The sequence below is a fragment of the Mesorhizobium sp. P2_D6 genome (assembly GCF_056404315.1).
This window is the reverse complement of sequence record NZ_JBFUEG010000037.1, coordinates 1-18,076: the sequence shown is the minus strand read 5'-3', so window position 1 is coordinate 18,076 and position 18,076 is coordinate 1. Positions and strand designations below refer to the sequence as shown.

Annotated in this window: 12 protein-coding genes and 3 pseudogenes; 14 read left to right on the top strand and 1 reads right to left on the bottom strand. The window is 64.1% G+C overall.

Annotation, left to right across the window (positions count from 1 at the left end; all coding sequences use genetic code 11):
• The first annotated feature begins 115 nt into the window (after positions 1–115).
• The gene (locus AC1D1L_RS32590) at positions 116–706 is read left to right on the top strand and encodes a ProQ/FINO family protein (RefSeq protein WP_477345584.1); all 591 of its coding nucleotides are present in this window, start codon (positions 116–118) and stop codon (positions 704–706) included.
• A 278-nt stretch (positions 707–984) separates the two neighbouring features.
• Here AC1D1L_RS32590 and AC1D1L_RS32585 read toward each other — a convergent pair.
• A pseudogene (locus AC1D1L_RS32585) lies at positions 985–1,430 on the bottom strand (Tn3 family transposase); the annotation flags it as partial.
• A 370-nt stretch (positions 1,431–1,800) separates the two neighbouring features.
• Here AC1D1L_RS32585 and AC1D1L_RS32580 point away from each other — a divergent pair.
• From AC1D1L_RS32580 to AC1D1L_RS32520, 13 genes and pseudogenes are all read left to right on the top strand, one after another.
• A complete protein-coding gene (locus tag AC1D1L_RS32580) occupies positions 1,801–1,974 on the top strand; it encodes a hypothetical protein (RefSeq protein ID WP_199201290.1) in 174 nt (57 codons plus the stop codon).
• A gap of 126 nt (positions 1,975–2,100) precedes the next feature.
• Positions 2,101–3,303 carry a cytochrome P450 gene (locus AC1D1L_RS32575; protein WP_477345583.1) on the top strand — a complete coding sequence of 401 codons (1,203 nt, stop codon included), beginning with the start codon at positions 2,101–2,103 and terminating at the stop codon, positions 3,301–3,303.
• Between the two features lie 94 nt (positions 3,304–3,397).
• Positions 3,398–4,684 (top strand): cytochrome P450, encoded by a 1,287-nt coding sequence (locus tag AC1D1L_RS32570; protein ID WP_436175689.1) that lies wholly within the window; start codon positions 3,398–3,400, stop codon positions 4,682–4,684.
• A 1-nt stretch (position 4,685) separates the two neighbouring features.
• Positions 4,686–4,967 (top strand): annotated as a pseudogene (locus tag AC1D1L_RS32565) (ferredoxin); the annotation flags it as partial.
• 18 nt (positions 4,968–4,985) lie between these two features.
• Positions 4,986–5,810 (top strand): SDR family oxidoreductase, encoded by an 825-nt coding sequence (locus AC1D1L_RS32560; RefSeq protein WP_342216827.1) that lies wholly within the window; start codon positions 4,986–4,988, stop codon positions 5,808–5,810.
• A complete protein-coding gene (locus tag AC1D1L_RS32555) occupies positions 5,810–7,153 on the top strand; it encodes a cytochrome P450 (protein ID WP_199201294.1) in 1,344 nt (447 codons plus the stop codon). Before AC1D1L_RS32560 ends, AC1D1L_RS32555 begins: the two co-directional genes overlap by 1 nt.
• A 145-nt stretch (positions 7,154–7,298) precedes the next feature.
• Positions 7,299–8,306 carry a polyprenyl synthetase family protein gene (locus AC1D1L_RS32550; RefSeq protein ID WP_436175688.1) on the top strand — a complete coding sequence of 336 codons (1,008 nt, stop codon included), beginning with the start codon at positions 7,299–7,301 and terminating at the stop codon, positions 8,304–8,306.
• Positions 8,307–8,613: 307 nt separating this feature from the next.
• Positions 8,614–10,164 (top strand): hypothetical protein, encoded by a 1,551-nt coding sequence (locus AC1D1L_RS32545; protein WP_436175687.1) that lies wholly within the window; start codon positions 8,614–8,616, stop codon positions 10,162–10,164.
• Entirely contained in the window at positions 10,161–11,063 is a 903-nt protein-coding gene (locus AC1D1L_RS32540; RefSeq protein ID WP_477345582.1) for a terpene synthase family protein, read from the top strand. The genes AC1D1L_RS32545 and AC1D1L_RS32540 overlap by 4 nt, the downstream gene beginning before the upstream one ends.
• A gap of 85 nt (positions 11,064–11,148) precedes the next feature.
• Entirely contained in the window at positions 11,149–12,201 is a 1,053-nt protein-coding gene (gene fni / locus AC1D1L_RS32535) for a type 2 isopentenyl-diphosphate Delta-isomerase (protein WP_436175685.1), read from the top strand.
• 405 nt (positions 12,202–12,606) lie between these two features.
• Complete coding sequence (locus AC1D1L_RS32530; protein ID WP_136621957.1) at positions 12,607–14,259, top strand: MFS transporter; 1,653 nt, start codon at positions 12,607–12,609, stop codon at positions 14,257–14,259.
• A gap of 1,499 nt (positions 14,260–15,758) precedes the next feature.
• Positions 15,759–17,504 (top strand): type IV secretion system ATPase VirD4, encoded by a 1,746-nt coding sequence (gene virD4, locus AC1D1L_RS32525; RefSeq protein ID WP_436175683.1) that lies wholly within the window; start codon positions 15,759–15,761, stop codon positions 17,502–17,504.
• Positions 17,505–17,516: 12 nt separating this feature from the next.
• Positions 17,517–18,076: pseudogene (locus tag AC1D1L_RS32520) on the top strand (Ulp1 family isopeptidase); the annotation flags it as partial.

Genomic DNA, 18,076 nt, shown 5'->3' with positions numbered 1-18,076 from the left:
GATATTGGAGAACAGCATTCCACCGACCCTGATGTATGGCTGTGAACTCTAACGGGACGGCTCGGCGTGATTGGTGCCGATCCTGCTCGGCTCACCAGGCACCTCGCGTGTCCGAATGAGGAGGTCTTTGCCCTGCGGAGCGAATGCTCATTTTTCCATAATCATTGCATATATCAGTGCTAGGAAGGTCCGAATTGGAAACGAAAACAATGGGGCGAGGCTTATGATGTTGAGCTGTAGCCRAGGCAAATCGCCTGCACAGCTTTTCCGCTATCTATCGGCCAAGTGGCCTGCGGCGTTCAATCCGAAAGCGCCCAGGCCGCTCAAGATCGGCATCCATCATGACATTCGGGTGCTCGACGGCGAACTGTCCGATGATGAATTGAGGAGAGCCCTGCTGGCGTATACCAAGATGGCCAAATACTTGGCGAGACTGGATGCCGGCGCCGCACGGGTCAATCTCGATGGCAAGCCGGCCGGCGTGGTCTCGGATGCGGACGCCGCGACCGCCAAGGCTTTGCTTTGCTCCCGCAAGGACAAACAAAAGGGCAAGCAAACGCCGGAGCCAAGGGTTGAGCCTCAAGCGCCACCCAAACCAAAACCGAAGCGAACCGCCGTGTTCAAGGCGAAGAATACGGCCGACAGCCCGACCGGCATAATCGTTGAGACGAAGCGTCGCCGGTCATTCCGAAAGCCGATGACTTGATCGCCGCTGAGCGATAGCTCGCGCCGACCGGGACAGCCCTCAGGGTCGGAGCACATGGCGCCCCGCGCCAATCCGAATTGCCGCGATCGCAATGGAGTTGCCGCATTCGCGCTGGCGAAACGGAGTGGTCGGTCAACCCTTCTTCGGGATGAACGAAGGCCGGAGGCTATTCCGATGGTCGTTCTGGCTACCGCTGCGACCGTGATATTTCGGGATGGCAGTCAGATCGATGCCGGCCCAGATTGACTGTGGCCATACTGCTGCTCAACCTCCTCTCAGTTGATGACGTTGGAAAGAATGGGAAGCAGATTGGGAAATTCAGCGCGCAGGCATGGCGGCGCCAGCTTCTGCTGGGCGATCGCCTTCAGGCGTGGCGGCAGGTGAACCCGAGCAGGCGGCAAAAAGCGACGCCGACGGCGGTCGAATATTGGCCCTGAATCTCGACGTTGGTGCAGTGTCGCAGAACGCCCTTGATCATCGCGGCGACCTCCGAAGACGAACAGCGCTTGAGCTGCGAGAAAATGCAGGTCGAGCCCTTTTCGACATGCCATTAGATCATCACGCCACGACCGCCATAGCGGACATGCCATTCCGTCATCAGGTTGCCGTCCCAAGCGCCGAACTTCTTGGAGTCCGACGCGCAGGCCGTCCCGGCTTCGCCCCAGATGGCGGTGTTGCGGATAGCCAGTGTTGTATTGGCAACGCGCCCGCAAGCCGCCTCGAGCGCGCCCCTTAGCAAGCACGTGAACCCTGAGCCAACCTCCTATGGGTCAATATAGGGTCAGGTGGCCTGCCATCATTCCAGGACAGGACAACTGACAAAGAAGGTGTCGCCTATCCGACACTCTTCTGTCGTCTTTGTTGGGTCCGCGACACCGGCCTATTTCGCCGAGCTCTTGTCTAGCCTCAGGCTAATCCGCTGAAAAGTAATCACAATGTTTTTCTTCTGCTGGGTCGCCAAATTGGCACGAGTTTTGAAACTCCTTCGTTGGGAGCCGGGAGCCGCGGACCGACCTTCATTTCGTGGATGACACCGCGATTGATGAAACGGAGAAAGAAAAGCAAAATGTCAAATCCGCATCAGATAACATTCTATGCAAGGGGGCCTCGGCGAAACCGCCCCATACCCAAACAGGCTGCCGCCCTTGTCGACCCTTGCGCAGGAAATCTTGATGGCCGGCTGCGACTCAAAGGCCCACCACACTCGTCTTATCCTGAACTCGAAGGCGCAGGATAAAGTTCTGCATCTCGCCGCGCGGTATGCCTAGGCAGTTACACGTTGGCCGATCTTGATAATCGAGTCGGGCTACGCCGCGGAGGACGTCTACATGCCATCGTCATTCGCTGCCTGCAGCGCCTTCCGCCCTTCCATCGCTAGAGAGTGAAGTGCCACCATGTCCGAACAACCCTTGCCGACGCTGCCGATGTGGCGCGTCGACCACATCGAGCCCTCGCCTGAGATGTTGGCGCTACGCGCCAACGGTCCGATCCACCGCGTGCGCTTCCCCTCCGGGCACGAAGGCTGGTGGGTGACAGGCTACGACGAGGCCAAGGCGGCGCTGTCCGACGCGGCGTTCCGGCCGGCGGGAATGCCGCCGGCGGCATTCACCCCGGATTCGGTGATTCTCGGTTCGCCGGGGTGGCTGGTCTCGCACGAGGGGGGCGAGCATGCCCGGTTACGCACGATCGTGGCGCCGGCCTTCAGCAACCGCAGGGTGAAGGTGCTCGCGCAGCAGGTCGAGGCGATCGCCGCGCAGTTGTTCGAGACGCTGGCGGTCCAGCCCCAGCCCGCCGACCTGAGGCGCCACCTCTCCTTTCCGCTGCCGGCCATGGTCATCAGCGCGCTGATGGGCGTGCTCTACGAGGATCACGCCTTTTTCGCCGGGCTGTCCGACGAAGTGATGACGCACCAGCATGAAAGCGGCCCGCGCAGCGCGTCGCGCCTGGCCTGGGAAGAACTGCGCGCCTACATTCGCGGCAAGATGTGGGACAAGCGCCAGGATCCGGGCGACAACCTGCTGACGGATCTGCTCGCGGCGGTCGAGCAGGGCAATGCGACCGAGGAAGAGGCGATCGGCCTGGCGGCGGGCATGCTGGTGGCGGGGCACGAGAGCACCGTCGCGCAGATCGAATTCGGCCTGCTGGCCATGTTCCGCCATCCACAACAGCGCGAACGCCTAGTCGGCGATCCATCCCTGGTGGACAAGGCGGTGGAGGAAATCCTGCGCATGTACCCGCCGGGCGCGGGCTGGGACGGCATCATGCGCTATCCGAGGACCGACGTGACTATCGCGGGCGTGCATATTCCCGCGGAGAGCAAGGTGCTGGTCGGCCTGCCGGCGACGTCGTTCGATCAGCGCCATTTCGACGACCCGGAAATCTTCGACATCGGACGCGACGAAAATCCGCACCTGACGTTCTCGCACGGGCCGCACTACTGCATCGGCATGGCGCTGGCCAGGCTGGAACTCAAGGTGGTGGTCGGCTCGATCTTCCAGCGCTTTCCCGCGCTGCGCCTGGCCGTGGCGCCCGAAGAACTGAAGTTGCGCAAGGAGATCATCACTGGCGGGTTCGAGGAGTTCCCGGTGCTCTGGTGACGCGCGGACGCCGCCCGGAATCGCGATCTTATCCGCAATTTGCCGGCGCGCCTAGCACGCGCCGGTCAGATCAGCCAGCCAACGGGTAACCAAGATGGACGTGCAAGAAACCAAGGCAGCATGCCGGGACGCCTTCGCCGAACTGGCGTCGCCAGCGTGCATCCACGACCCGTATCCGTTCATGCGGTGGTTGCGCGAGCACGATCCGGTGCATCGCGCGGCGTCGGGCCTCTTTCTGTTGAGCCGCCACGCCGACATCTACTGGGCACTCAAGGCCACGGGCGATGTGTTTCGGGGACCGGCGCCGGGCGAACTGGCGCGCTATTTCCCGCGCGCGGAGACCAGCCTGTCACTCAATCTCCTCGCGTCCACGCTAGCGATGAAGGATCCACCGACGCATACGCGTCTGCGCCGGCTGATCTCGCGCGATTTCACCATGCGCCAGATCGACAACCTGCGGCCGAGCATCGCGCGCATCGTCGCGGCGCGCCTGGACGGCATGGCGCCCGCGCTTGAGCGCGGGGAGGCGGTGGACCTGCATTGGGAATTCGCGCTGGCCTTGCCAATGCTGGTCTTCGCCGAACTGTTCGGCATGCCCCAGGATGACATGTACGGGCTCGCTGCCGGCATCGGCGCCATTCTGGAAGGCCTGAGCCCACACGCCAGCGATCCCCAGCTCGCCGCGGCGGACGCGGCCAGCGCCAGGGTGCAGGCCTACTTCGGCGATCTCATACAGCGCAAGCGCACCGATCCCCGCAACGACATCGTGTCGATGGTGGTCGGCGTACACGACGACGATGCCGACACGCTGTCGGATGCGGAGTTGATCAGCATGCTGTGGGGCATGCTGCTAGGCGGCTTCGCCACCACTGCTTCGACCATCGACCATGCGGTCCTGGCGATGCTCGCGTATCCCGAACAGCGGCACTGGCTGCAGGGAGACGCCGTAGGGGTGAAGGCATTCGTCGAAGAAGTCCTGCGCTGCGACGCGCCTGCCATGTTCAGCTCCATTCCGCGTATCGCCCAGCGCGACATCGAACTGGGCGGCGTGGTGATCCCGAAGAACGCGGACGTGCGCGTGCTCATCGCGGCCGGCAATCGCGACCCGGACGCCTTCGCCGATCCCGACCGCTTCAATCCCGCGCGGTTCTACGGCACCACTCCTGGCATGTCGACCGACGGGAAGATCATGCTGAGCTTCGGCCACGGCATCCACTTCTGCCTCGGTGCGCAACTGGCCCGGGTGCAGTTGGCCGAGAGCCTGCCGCGCATCCAAGCGCGCTTCCCCACACTGGCATTGGCCGAGCAGCCGACCCGGGAACCGTCCGCGTTCCTTAGGACGTTCCGCGCGCTGCCGGTGCGGCTGCATAAGGGGGGCTGAGATGCGCGTCGTGATCGACCAGGATCTATGCGGAACCACCGGGCAGTGTGTGCTGACGCTGCCGGGCATCTTTCGCCAGCGCGAACCGGACGGCGTGGCGGAAGTGTGCGTGGCGAAGGTCCCGCAGGCGCTGCACGCCGCCGCGCGGCTCGCGGCCAGCCAGTGTCCGGTCGCCGCCATTCGGGTCATCGAAAGCGACGCTGGCGAGCGCGCCAGCGCCGACCCTGCGCCTTCTCCGGCGCAGGCTGAGCGGCATGCCGCGAAAGACCAACGCAACCCAGGAGGACGGTTTGAAGGCAAGGTGGCCGTGGTGACCGGCGCCGGCGCCGGCATCGGCAAGGCATGCGCCCTCGCCATCGCGCGCGAGGGCGGCAGAGTGGTGGTGGCCGACATTGATGGCTCGGCGGCCATCGCCTGCACCGCGAAGATCGCGGCCGAAGCGGGCCACGCGCTGGCCCTGGCCATGGACATCGCCGATGCGCAGGCGGTGGCAGCGCTGTTCGAGACGGCGGAGCGGCACTTCGGTGGGGTCGACCTGCTGGTGAACAACGCGAGCGCCATGCATCTGACACCGCGCGACCGCACGATCCTCGACCTGGACCTGGCGGTCTGGGATCAGACCATGGCGACCAATCTGCGCGGCACGCTGCTCTGCTGCCGGCAGGCCATCCCACGAATGATCGCCCGCGGCGGTGGCGCGATCGTCAACATGTCGTCGTGCCAGGGGCTCAGCGGTGACACCGCGCAGACGTCCTACGCGGCGTCGAAGGCGGCGATGAACATGCTGTCGGCCTCGCTCGCCACCCAGTACGGTCATGCGCAGATCCGCTGCAACGCGGTTGCGCCGGGTCTCATCATGACCGAGCGTCTCCTCGCCAAGCTGGACGAGTGCATGCAACGGCATCTGAGCCGGCACCAACTCCTGCAGCGCGTCGGCCGCCCCGAGGACGTGGCCGCGCTGGTGGCGTTCCTGCTCTCCGACGATGCTGCGTTCATCACCGGCCAGGTCCTGTGCATCGACGGCGGCATGCTGGCGCATGTGCCGACGTACGCCGACGGTGGCAACAGCCGCGCCGCGCGGCCTGCCGGCGACACCGCCGAAGCGGCCGCGGCGCCGCGCTGCTGATGGACATGCTGCTCAACCCGCTGGACCGTCGGCACCGGCTGCGGGACGACATCCCGGTCGTGCCCGGCGCTTTCCCCCTGGTCGGACATCTTCCCGCCATCGTCTGCGACCTGCCGCGCCTGCTGCGGCGCGCGGAACGGACGTTGGGCAGCCACTTCTGGCTGGATTTCGGCCCTGCCGGACACCTGATGACCTGCGTGGATCCGGATGCGTTTGCACTGCTCCGGCACAAGGACGTGTCCTCGGCGCTGATCGAAGAGATCGCCCCCGAATTGCTTGGCGGAACGTTGGTCGCCCAGGACGGCGGCGCGCACCGGCAGGCGCGCGACGCGATCAAGGCGGCGTTCCTGCCCAAGGGGCTGACCCAGGCCGGCATCGGCAACTTGTTCGCGCCCGTCATCCAGGCGCGGGTGCAGGCGTGGCGCGACCGCGGCGACGTAACCATCCTGCGCGAGACCGGCGACCTGATGCTCAAGCTCATCTTCAGCCTCATGGGAATCCCAGCGCAGGACCTGCCGGGATGGCATCGCAAATACCGGCAACTGCTGCAGTTGATCGTCGCGCCCCCGGTCGACCTGCCCGGACTGCCCTTGCGGCGCGGCCGCGCCGCCCGCGACTGGATCGACGCGCAGTTGCGCCAGTTCGTCCGCGACGCGCGCGCCCATGCCGCGCGCACTGGGTTGATCAATGACATGGTGAGCGCCTTCGATCGCGGCGACGATGTGCTCTCCGACGACGTCCTGGTCGCCAATATCCGCCTGCTGCTGCTTGCCGGTCACGACACCACCGCCTCGACGATGGCCTGGATGGTGATCGAGCTGGCGCGGCAGCCTGGGCTGTGGGACGCCCTGGTCGAGGAGGCGCAACGCGTGGGCGCGGTGCCGACCCGGCACGCGGACCTGGCGCAGTGTCCGGTCGCCGAGGCGCTGTTCCGCGAGACGCTGCGCGTGCATCCGGCGACCACGCTCCTGCCGCGTCGCGCGCTGCAGGAATTGCAACTCGGCCAACGGCGCATTCCTGCGGGCACCCCTCTGTGCATCCCGCTGCTGCATTTCTCGACCTCTGCGCTGCTGCACGAGGCGCCTGATCAGTTCCGCCTGGCACGGTGGCTGCAACGCACGGAGCCGATCCGGCCGGTGGACATGCTGCAGTTCGGTACCGGCCCACACGTCTGCATCGGTTACCACCTGGTATGGCTGGAAATGGTGCAGTTCTGCATCGCCTTGGCACTGACCATGCACAAGGCCGGGGTGCGGCCGCGGTTGCTGAGCGCCGTCGAAAAAGGTCGGCGCTATTTCCCGACCGCACATCCGTCCATGAAAATCCGCATCGGATTCTCATGAGCTGGCATCGCATGCCCCGTGTGGCGAGGCAGCGGCGCCGGCGACCCGCAGCATTGCTCCACTCGGCGCGCGCGCTCGGTGCGACGCCGGCAACGCCGCGGCGGCTCGCCGCTCGCCGTGGCCGTCTCCTGTCAGGTACAAGGACATGAAAAACATCCAGACCGGTTCCACGCGACACGACGACCGAACTGGCGTTTCCGCGCTCGGCGGATTGGGCGCGCAGGCGCGCGGCGCATCCGGCAGGCTGCCGCCGGAGATCTGGATGCAGGACGGCGCAAAGCGGGTCGAACAGGCGCTGGCGCGTCTTCTCTGCGCCGAAGACGACGGTGAGACCGAGCTGATGGCGGCGATGCGCTACGCCAGCTTGCATGGCGGAAAGCGCACCCGCGCCTTGCTCTGTCTGGCTACCGGCGCACTGGCCGACACGCCGACGCACATGCTCGACGATGTCGGCGCCGCCATCGAGATGATGCACGCCTGTACCCTGGTCCACGACGACCTGCCCGCAATGGACGATGACGTGCTTCGCCGCGGCCTTCCGACCGTGCACGTCAAGTTCGGCGAAGCCACTGCGATCCTGGTCGGCGATGCGCTGCAGGCGCACGCCTTCCTGACCCTGGCGAACCTGGATGCGCCGGGCGACAACCGTATCGCGCTCGTGCGCGAACTGGCGCAGGCGGTGTCCGCCGAGGGTGCCGCAGGCGGGCAGGCCATGGATCTGTCGCTGGTCGGAAAGCACGTCGATCTGGACAGGATCGTGGCGATGCACCGGATGAAGAGCGGAGCGCTAGTGCGCGCGTCCGTTCGCATGGGCGCGCTATGCGCCATCGCGGAGGATGCCGCCCACGCTGCGCTGTACTGTGCGCTCGATCGCTACTCCGCCTGCTTCGGCCTGGCGTTGCAGGTGGTCGACGACATTCTCGACGCGACAGCGGATACCGCGACGTTGGGCAAGACCCCCGGCAAGGACGCGGCGGCGCAGAAGCCGACCTGTGCGTCCATCATGGGGCTGCAGGCAGCGCGCCAGTTCGCGCTGGATCTGTTGCGCGACGCCGGGGAGGCCATCGTCCCGCTAGGGCCGCGTGCGGAACGGTTGGCGCAGATGCTGCGGCGGGCCAACGCATATCTGTTAAAGCACGCGCCATGCGCATGAGCGCGCCCGTCCGCATGGAGTCGCCCCTGTGCCGCTGCGATCGGCCGGCGGTAGCGGTGCATGCTGCACTGTGTCCGAATCCGCGGCACCGCTCGCAGCGGTTGCCCAGCACGGCCGCGGCGCACGCGGCGCGCTGCGCGCAAGCCTATGCAGCGGACCGGCGCCAGCATCGGGGTGCGTCGCCGCGCCGGAGCAGGGCGGCCGTCCGGCGCTGCCCATGCGCCGGGCCGCGACGGGCCTGCGGCGACGTGCGCGGAGTCTGCCCGATCCTGGTTCCCGTCAACTGTCTGCAGAAGGAACATACCGCGTGAACGCGCTGTCCGAACAGATCCTTTCCGAATTGCGCCACCTGCTGATCGAGATGAGCGACGGCGGCAGCGTCGGTCCGTCCGTCTACGACACGGCGCGAGCTCTGCAGTTCCACGGCAACGTCGCCGGTCGGCAGGACGCATACGCGTGGCTCATCGCGCAACAACAGGCCGATGGCGGATGGGGAAGCGCGGACTTCCCGCTGTTCCGCCATGCGCCCACCTGGGCGGCGTTGCTGACATTGCAGCGTGCCGATCCTCTTCCCGGCGCTGCCGACGCAGTCCAGGCTGCAACCCGGTTCCTCGAGCGCCAGCCCGATCCCTACGCGCATTCGGTGCCGGAAGACGCGCCGATCGGCGCGGAGCTGATCCTGCCGCAGTTGTGCGGCGAGGCCGCATCCTTGCTGGGCGGCGTGGGGTTTCCGCGCCACAGGGCGCTGTTGCCGTTGCGGCAGGCGTGCCTTGTCAAGTTGGGGGCGGTGGCGACGTTGCCGAGCGGCCATCCGTTGCTGCACTCCTGGGAAGCCTGGGGAACGTCGCCGACCACCGCATGCCCGGACGACGACGGCAGCATTGGCATCAGTCCGGCGGCCACCGCCGCGTGGCGTGCGCACGCCGTAACACATGGGAGCACGCCGCAGGTCGGGCGCACCGACGCGTATCTGCAGGCGGCATCGCGGGCGACGCGCAGCGGCATCGAAGGTGTCGTTCCCAACGTCTGGCCGATCAATGTGTTCGAGCCATGCTGGTCGCTGTACACCCTGCATCTGGCCGGGCTGTTCGCGCATCCCGCGTTCGCCGATGCCGTGCGCGTGATCGTCGCGCAGCTCGACGCCCGCATGGGCGTGCGCGGTCTGGGCCCGGCCTTGCACTTCGCAGCCGATGCCGACGACACCTCAGTTGCGTTGTGCGTCCTGCGCCTTGCAGGTCGCGACCCGCCGGTCGATGCGTTGCGCGATTTCGAAATCGGCGAGCTATTCGTCACCTTCCCCGGCGAGCGCAATGCCTCGGTGTCGACCAACATCCATGCCCTGCATGCGTTGCGACTGTTGGGAAAGCCCGCCGCCGGCACCAGCGCCTACGTCGAGGCCAATCGCAACCCGCACGGTCTATGGGACAACGAAAAATGGCACGTTTCGTGGCTGTATCCCACCGCGCATGCGGTCGCTGCACTGGCGCAAGGCAAGCCCCATTGGCGCGACGAGCGCGCGCTGGCGGCGCTGCTGCAGGCGCAGCGCGATGACGGCGGCTGGGGCGCCGGTTGCGCGTCCTCATTTGAGGAAACCGCCTATGCGCTGTTCGCGTTGCACGTGATGGACGGGAGCGAAGAGCCGACAGGGCGCCGGCGCATCGCGCAGGCGGTGGCGCGTGCGCTGGAGTGGATGCTCGCTCGCCATGTGGCGCATGCATTGCCGCAGACGCCGCTGTGGATCGGCAAGGAACTGTATTGCCCCACCCGGGTCGTGCGCGTGGCCGAACTCGCCGGGTTGTGGCTGGCGCTTCGTTGGGGGCGGCGCGTCCTGGCCGAGGAAGCAGGAGCGGCGCTATGATCCAGACCGAAAGCGCGCTGCAGCAGGTGCTGGAGTGGGGGCGTTCCCTGACAGGGTTCGCCGACGAGCATGCCGTGGAAGCGGTCAGGGGCGGCCAGTACATCCTGCAGCGCATCCACCCGAGCCTGCACGACACCAGCGCCCGCACTGGCCGCGATCCGCAGGACGAAACGCTGATCGTGGCGTTCTATCGCGAACTGGCGCTGCTGTTCTGGCTCGACGATTGCAACGACCTTGGCCTGATCGCGCCGGAGGAGCTCGCCGCGGTGGAGCAGGCGCTGGGGCAGGGCGTGCCGTGCGCGCTCCCCGGATTCGAGGGCTGCGCTGTGCTGCGCGCTTCGCTGGCCGCGCTCGCCTACGATCGTCGCGACTATGCTCAGCTTCTCGACGATACCCGGTGCTACTGCGGGGCGCTGCGCGCCGGACACGCGCAGGCGGCAGGGGCGGAACGCTGGTCCTACGCCGAGTACCTGCACAACGGCATCGATTCGATCGCCTACACGAACGTGTTCTGTTGCCTTTCGTTGCTGTGGGGGTTGGACATGGCGACCTTGCGTGCGCGTCCGGCGTTTCGCCAGGCCCTGCGGCTCATCTCCGCGATAGGGCGCCTGCAGAACGATCTGCATGGACGCGACAAGGACAGGTCGGCCGGCGAGGCCGACAACGCGGCGATCCTGCTGCGGCAGCGCTATCCGGCTATGCCTGTGGTGGAGTTCCTCAACGACGAGCTGGCCGGCCATACGCGCATGCTGCACCGGGTGATGGCGGAAGAACGCTTTCCCGCGCCGTGGGGACCGTTGATCGAGGCCATGGCGGCCATCCGCGTGCAGTACTACCAGACCTCGACCAGCCGCTACCGCAGCGACGCTGCGGGGGGAGGCCAGCGTGCGCCCGCCTGAACGGCGTGATGTGGCTGCGTGCGCGCCGCTGCCGTCGGTCGGATCCGACGCAACGCCGTCGCCCGATGCGACGGATGGAGCGAGCATGAGCAATAGCGACACCGCCCCGAGCCGGCGCAAAGACGACCATCTGGACATCGTGCTGGATCGGCGAACGGCGCCGGCCACGGTCGCCGCCGGCTGGGAGTACATCCGTTTCGAACACTGCGCATTGCCCGAGTTGGACCTGACGCAGATCGACCTGCGCGCCTCGCTGCTGGGCAAGACCATGCGCGCCCCGCTGCTGATCAGCTCCATGACCGGCGGCATGCCACGCGCCGAGGCCATCAACCGGCATCTGAGCGAGGCAGCGCAAGCCTTGGGGATCGCCATGTGCGTCGGTTCGCAGCGCGTGAGCCTGCAATCCCGCAACACCCAGGGGCTGACGCGCGCGCTGCGCCGCATGGCCCCAGACATTCCCTTGCTGGCCAATATCGGCGCCGCGCAACTGCGCGAGGCCGACGGCCTGGACCTGGCGCGCCGGGCGGTGGATGCGCTGGAGGCCGATGGACTCATCGTCCATCTCAATGCGCTGCAGGAAGCGGTACAGCCGGAGGGCGACCGCGACTGGCGCGGCGTCCTGGCGCAGATCGCTCGCGCCGCGCGAAGCGTGGACGTGCCGATTGTGGCCAAGGAAGTGGGGTCGGGCCTGTCCGCCTCGGTGGCCTGCGCGCTCGTCAAGGCGGGCGTGGCGGTCATCGATGTCGCCGGCGCCGGCGGCACCAGTTGGGCCGCGGTGGAGGGCGAGCGCGCCCGCGATGCCGCCGACCGTGCAGTGGCGATGGCGTTCGCCGACTGGGGGATTCCGACCCCCGCCAGCGTGCAGGCGGTACGTCGGGCGCTGCCAACTGTGAAGCTGATCGCGTCGGGCGGGATCCGCGACGGCGTCGACGTGGCCAAGGCCATCCGCCTGGGCGCGGACATCGCCGGGCAGGCGGCCGGCGTGCTGCGCGCGGCGACGGTGTCCACCGAGGCGGTTGTCGCGCATTTCGAGATCGTCATCCGCCAGTTGGCCGTCGCATGCTTCTGCACCGGCTCGGCTGATCTGGCGGCGTTGCGTCAGGCGCGCTTGTTGCCCTCTCATCTGCCCGCCGGTTAATACCGGCGTCTCCCGCACGTGGCGGCGGGCGCCTAGCAAGCTGCTGAATACCTACGCCAAAGATAGACTACTGATCCACCTTGGCGAGGCGGTTCAATGCGCGAGAGCTCGTGGTCACCAGAAGGGAAGTCGATGCCCAGGACGTGGCTTGGTTGGAGACGCCAAGGATCGTCAAACTGACGATCCTTGTAACGTGGTCGGGGATCGACAACGACAGGATCGAACCGGTCTCGTCACGCATAGCGGAACGATCGCGCCAGAGGAAGCATTCGGTTCTGTCGCAGCATCGGCCAGGCAAAAATAACTTGCGTTGCGCAGATAAAATGCCCTGATCCTGCCATTCCTCCAGAGCAAGTGGGCGGGGAGAAATCTCATACAACTGGCAGCGAAGGGAGGCTCGGCCCAATGAGCGGGGTGGCGCGTGAAGAAGTTAATCCGGTGTCATCGGCAACGTTTGCGCCGCTCGAGAATTCAACTTTCCGTCCGATCTGGATTGCCACGCAGGTATCCAGTCTAGGGTGGCTGATTCAAATGGTTGCCATCAGTTGGCTGATGGCGACCATTTCGACATCGGATGTGATGGTCGCCTTGGTGCAGGCTTCGACAACCTTGCCCACATTCCTCCTGTCAATTATCGCCGGCGCCCTAGCCGACAATTACAGCCGCCGCAATCTCATGTTCGCTGGCTGGTGCGTGATAGCATTGTCCTCGACGATGCTGACTGTTCTTGCAGGTCTCGGAATTTTCAATCCATGGATGGTTCTTGCATTCAGCTGTTTGGCCGGAGTAGGCGCCGCTTTCACCGACCCCGCCTGGCACGCGTCGGTTGGCGATATCCTGCGAAAGCGCGATGTTCCGGCCGCCGTCACGCTTATCTCGGTCGGATATAACGCCGTCCGAAGCATCGGTCCCGCTCTCGGTGGCGTCGTCGTTGCTTCCTTTGGCCCTTTGACGGCTTTCGCAGTGGCGACGCTTACATATCTGATGCTGCTGTGGACCATAGGGCGCTGCAAATGGCATGTTCGCTCGTCACCGCTGCCGAGTGAACCATTGACCACGGCGATCCATGACGGAGCGCGCTTCACTGCCCTGTCATCCGAAATCAAGGCAGCAATTGCCCGCGGTGCCCTTTTTGGGCTGACGAGCATCTCTATACTAGCGCTCTTGCCTCTCGTCGCCCGCGATCAGCTGGGGGGAGGGCCAGTCGTTTACGGCATCCTGATGGCCGGCTTCGGGACCGGCGCCTTGTTCGCCGGCATCTGCAACAACATTCTGAGACGGAGGCTGTCCCAGGAACGTTTGACGACACTGTCGTGCATCGCCTGTGCGGCTTGTTGTCTATCGCTTGCTTTCACCCCCTCGGTGGCGGTGGCGGCTATCGCGCTGGCGCTCGGCGGCGCGGGCTGGGTCGTGACCTGGACCGGGCTGGACGTAAGCGTCCAGTTGGCGAGTCCAAGGTGGGTCGTTGGTCGCACGCTCTCGATCTATTATGCCCTTTCATCCGGCGGCATCGCGGCTGGCAGCTGGCTGTGGGGTACGGTGGCCGAGAGCTATTCGCTGAGCTCGGCTCTGGAGCTTTCAGGTGGCGCGCTGGTGCTGGTCGCTGGCACCGGCTTCCTGCTGCCCATCCGTCAATGGAAAGATTCCGATCAGGCTCCTCTTGGCTTCGAAACGCCTCAGGTTGCCCTGGATTTGAAGCCCCGAAGCGGGCCGATCGTCGCCAAGATCGAATATTCAATACCCGAAGCAAATGTCGAAGCGTTCCTGGAGCAGATGCGGGAACGGCGGCGAGTACAAAGCGGCGTTGGTGCGCGACACTGGAATCTCCAGCGCGACCTCCAGCAGCCTTCGCGTTGGACAGAAACCTTCCGCACCCCGACCTGGATGGACTACCTTCGCCTGAACCACCGCCTTACGGCAGCCGACAAGGAGTTGGACCAGCGTCTCCTCGCATTGCACCTGGGAGAGCTTCCTCCTCGAATCACGCTTGCGATCGAGCGGCCGACTGGAGCTGGCCGCAAGCGGGACCAATCGATGCGGTTCTTTTTCCGGCGTTGACATCCGTCCAGGCGTCCGCGCTGGTGAGACAGGATGGGTTGGAAACGAGCCAACGCTCTCACCATCCGTTTTGCAGATCGGCTTCGATCCATTCGGGTGGTTGCCGAGCCGGCATACTGGGCGGCTCAGACGTATCCTTGTCGGAGAGATTCCTCGGCACTCGAGCACTCTCTTATACGAGACGATCCTGATGCGTCACGCAAACGGTGAATCACGAACGCTCTCGCCGCAAACCCTTCCGCCCGGAAATCTGCCCCGGTTACGGCTCTCGGCGTATCCCAGAGTTGGGAGAAGCTTCTGCTAGACTACAACTGTAACCTCATATCGGTTTAGCAGGTCAAGCGTCGGTGGTACCCTGATTGGGTAACTTAACGACTTTGGAGGCCGAGCAATGGATCGCGATAACAAACGGGCACGCGCAGCTGCAAGTTCATCCCAAGACGTGGGGAATCGCAGTACCCTCCGTGACCTTCCATACGGACCATTGACCGATGTTGCAGAACGGCTGGTAAGCGCTAACCCGCGCGATACAGCGCGAAATCTTGGGAACTTCAAAGAACTCGGGAGGCGAGAGCGCATAGCCGTTCGGGGCACTCAAACCGAGCCAGAAACTGACCTCGCGAGATTTGAAACGCGGACCAATCAGCTTGGACGATCAGCCGTCGATCTGGGGGACAGATTGACTGCCGGGTTGGGGCACACCCCGGATGAAGTAGCATTGGAGCAATTCAGAGCAGTCAGTAATGTGTCCCATTACCTTCGGCCAGAGACACAAGATAGTATTGTTAATCGCATTGGCAACATGGACCCACCTTCGCAAGCTATCGGAGCGCTTTACGCTGCGCAAAACTTCAGCAAGTTTAACGCTGAAAATAAAGCTCGCATTTTTGATCAGGCCGCTGAATTGGCTACCGATCCGGATGGCCACGTCAGGTCGACAGCATCCAATGCTATGTACGCCATGTATCACCAGTTAGATCCAAATCAACAGGCCCAAGCTCACTCAATTCCCGGCATGCACGACATCTTGCCGCAGATGCCTCCTCCGCGGCATGCAGCAGAGGAACGCAGTGCGGATCTGGACGCCCACATAGCAGGTATTGGGGCTGCAGTCCGTGATACAGTTGGCCCGCAAACCTCCCACGAACAGCTGCAGCGGGGTGGTCAAGTCGGCCGGGACATAAGCCACTCCTACAATCACGCCCGAGAGGATCTAATGGAGGCCAGGAGAAGCAGGGATCGCACCGGCCGTTGAGGTCTTGGCCATGGCAGTAACGCTTCCTCTCCCGAATTCCGTTCACGGCCTTGCCGTTTCCAATTCGCTGGCCGTCGACGTACCTGCTTCGTGAAACTTTCAAAATCCACGTCTGCCGGGTGGCGCGATGCAAGCATCGCACCACCCGCTGCGGCATCGATCTGTCGAGCGTCGGCATCGCGCGACCTCGGTTCGGTGTCTAAAGCAAGCGCAGCATCAGCACGGCTAATTCGGCCATGGAACAATGTCTTCTACAAAAACGACGTCCCCCAACATAGCCATTAGCATCGCGTGCTCACTCGCCTTGGGGTTCTGTGCGGCAAGTCTGTACGCAACCTTCCGCCACGGGGGTAGCGGCGAGGCTCTGATGGCGTTTGATGTCCGTGCCTTTTGGTTTGAGACGCCCTTCTATTTGGGTTTCGCAACCCCCGTTTTCTATCAGGGCGCGGCTATCGTGCTCTCGACGTCTGCGGTTGTCTTGCTGATTCAGCAGGTCGTATTGCGCCGCAAGCTCGAACATCACGGGACCGCTCGTTGGGCTCGAGTGGATGAAATGCGACGCCCGGGATATCTGCGACGATACCGTGGCGTGACAGGGCCGGTCTTCGGGAAGACGAGTGGTCCTTTCTGGCCTGGCTATTACCTGACCAATGGCGAGCAGCCTCACAGCCTCATCGTTGCGCCGACCCGCGCTGGCAAGGGTGTCGGCATAGTCATTCCAACGCTACTTACATTTAAAGGCTCTGTGATAGCTCTGGACGTCAAGGGGGAGCTCTTTGAGCTCACATCGAGGGCGCGTAAAGCCGCAGGCCACGAAGTGTTCAAATTCGCGCCACTGGATTCAGAGCGGCGCACAAACTGCTACAATCCACTGTTGGATCTCATAGCACTGCATCCACAGCAGCAATTCACCGAAGCCCGCCGCTTGGCCGCGAACCTGATTACGGCCAAGGGGGAGGGGGCGGAAGGTTTCGTCGCCGGCGCCCGAGATATCTTTGTCGCGGGGATCCTTGCCTGCATCGAGCGGGGCACGCCAACAATCGGCGCCGTCTATGATCTGTTCGCTCAGCCGGGGGAGAAGTTTAAGCTCTTCGCGCAGCTCGCCATGGAGACCCGGAACAAAGAGGCACAACGCATCTTCGACGACATGGCGGGGAACGACACGAAAATCCTAACCTCCTACACGTCCGTGCTCGGCGATGGCGGGCTCAACTTGTGGGCGGATCCGGCTGTCAAGGCGGCTACAAGTCGCTCGGACTTTTCGGTCTATGATCTTCGCCGTCGCAGAACGTGCATCTATCTTTGCGTTGGTCCGAACGACCTTGAGGTGATCGCGCCTTTGATACGCTTATTTTTTCAGCAAATCGTTTCAATTCTACAGCGGTCGCTGCCCCGCCAGGACGAAAAGCACGAGGTTCTCTTTCTGCTCGATGAGTTCAAGCACTTGGGGAAGCTGGAGGCGATCGAGACCGCAATTACGACTATCGCGGGCTACAAGGGGCGTTTCATGCTCATCATCCAAAGCCTTTCGGCACTGACGGGGGCTTATGGAGAGGCTGGTAAGCAGAATTTTCTCAGCAATACCGGACTGCAAGTGTTCATGGCCACGGCCGATGACGAGACTCCGAACTACATTTCCAAAGCCATCGGTGAATACACGTTTGAAGCCAAATCGATTTCCTACAGCCAGTCGCGAGCGTTCGACCGGAACATTCAGAATTCGTTTCAAGGTGCGCCGCTGCTGCGTCCCGAACAGGTTCGGCTGCTCAATGACGAGTACGAGATTGTTCTCATCAAAGGTCTGCCGCCATTGCAACTGAGGAAGGTGCGATATTTTTCGGACCGCATTCTGAAACGCATCTTTGAAAGCCAGACAGGCGCCCTCCCGGAGCCGGCGCCCTTGACGGAAGCAGAGGAGGGATTCTCCGCAGAATCTCGACTCGATGAGCCGCTGCGCGGATTGGCGCAAGACTTTGACGATACAGTTTGATGCGAGGCTAATGTGGACCAGCGAAAAAATCCATCCCGTGTAACAGCTTTGCCGCAGGTGGTGCAGGACGCCGGCTTGGAAGAGGATCAAGCGGTCCAGGCCAGGCAAGTGGGCGTTGAGCAGCACCTTGCCGAGGCCCGGAGGCTGTTCGATCAAGCTGACGAGTCGCCAACCAATCCAGAGGAGCTTCAGCGACTGGACCAGGGGTTCCGCGAAGTGCTTCAGCAATGGCAGGATGAGCAAGCCGCCTCGTCTTCTTTCAGCGCTGAGGTTCCCGAGGCGCTCCGGCCGCTGTTCGATGATCGAGCTCACCAGCCGCCAACCAATGCAGAGGAGCTTCTGCGACTGGAACAGGGGTTCCGCGAAGTGCTTCAGCAGCGGCAGGATGATCAAGCCGCCTCGGCTTCGCTCAGCAACCCAGGGATGCGTGCTGGACCGGAGGACCCCAATAGAAGCGTGTCGGACGCTTTCGCAAGCTCTGGGCACGCCGGAGTTGAGGCCGCCGCTCCGCCAGTCTTGGCTGCCAGCCAACAGCAGATCCGGCCCTGGCCGGATGCGCTTGACCAGGGCGC

Excerpts from the sequence above, each read along its gene's own strand:
- AC1D1L_RS32580 (WP_199201290.1), top strand. The coding sequence starts at position 1,801 with ATGCAAGGGGGCCTCGGCGAAACCGCCCCATACCCAAACAGGCTGCCG.
- AC1D1L_RS32575 (WP_477345583.1), top strand. The coding sequence starts at position 2,101 with ATGTCCGAACAACCCTTGCCGACGCTGCCGATGTGGCGCGTCGACCAC.
- AC1D1L_RS32570 (WP_436175689.1), top strand. The coding sequence starts at position 3,398 with ATGGACGTGCAAGAAACCAAGGCAGCATGCCGGGACGCCTTCGCCGAA.
- AC1D1L_RS32555 (WP_199201294.1), top strand. The coding sequence starts at position 5,810 with ATGGACATGCTGCTCAACCCGCTGGACCGTCGGCACCGGCTGCGGGAC.
- AC1D1L_RS32550 (WP_436175688.1), top strand. The coding sequence starts at position 7,299 with ATGAAAAACATCCAGACCGGTTCCACGCGACACGACGACCGAACTGGC.
- AC1D1L_RS32540 (WP_477345582.1), top strand. The coding sequence starts at position 10,161 with ATGATCCAGACCGAAAGCGCGCTGCAGCAGGTGCTGGAGTGGGGGCGT.
- fni (WP_436175685.1), top strand. The coding sequence starts at position 11,149 with ATGAGCAATAGCGACACCGCCCCGAGCCGGCGCAAAGACGACCATCTG.
- AC1D1L_RS32530 (WP_136621957.1), top strand. The coding sequence starts at position 12,607 with ATGAGCGGGGTGGCGCGTGAAGAAGTTAATCCGGTGTCATCGGCAACG.
- virD4 (WP_436175683.1), top strand. The coding sequence starts at position 15,759 with ATGTCTTCTACAAAAACGACGTCCCCCAACATAGCCATTAGCATCGCG.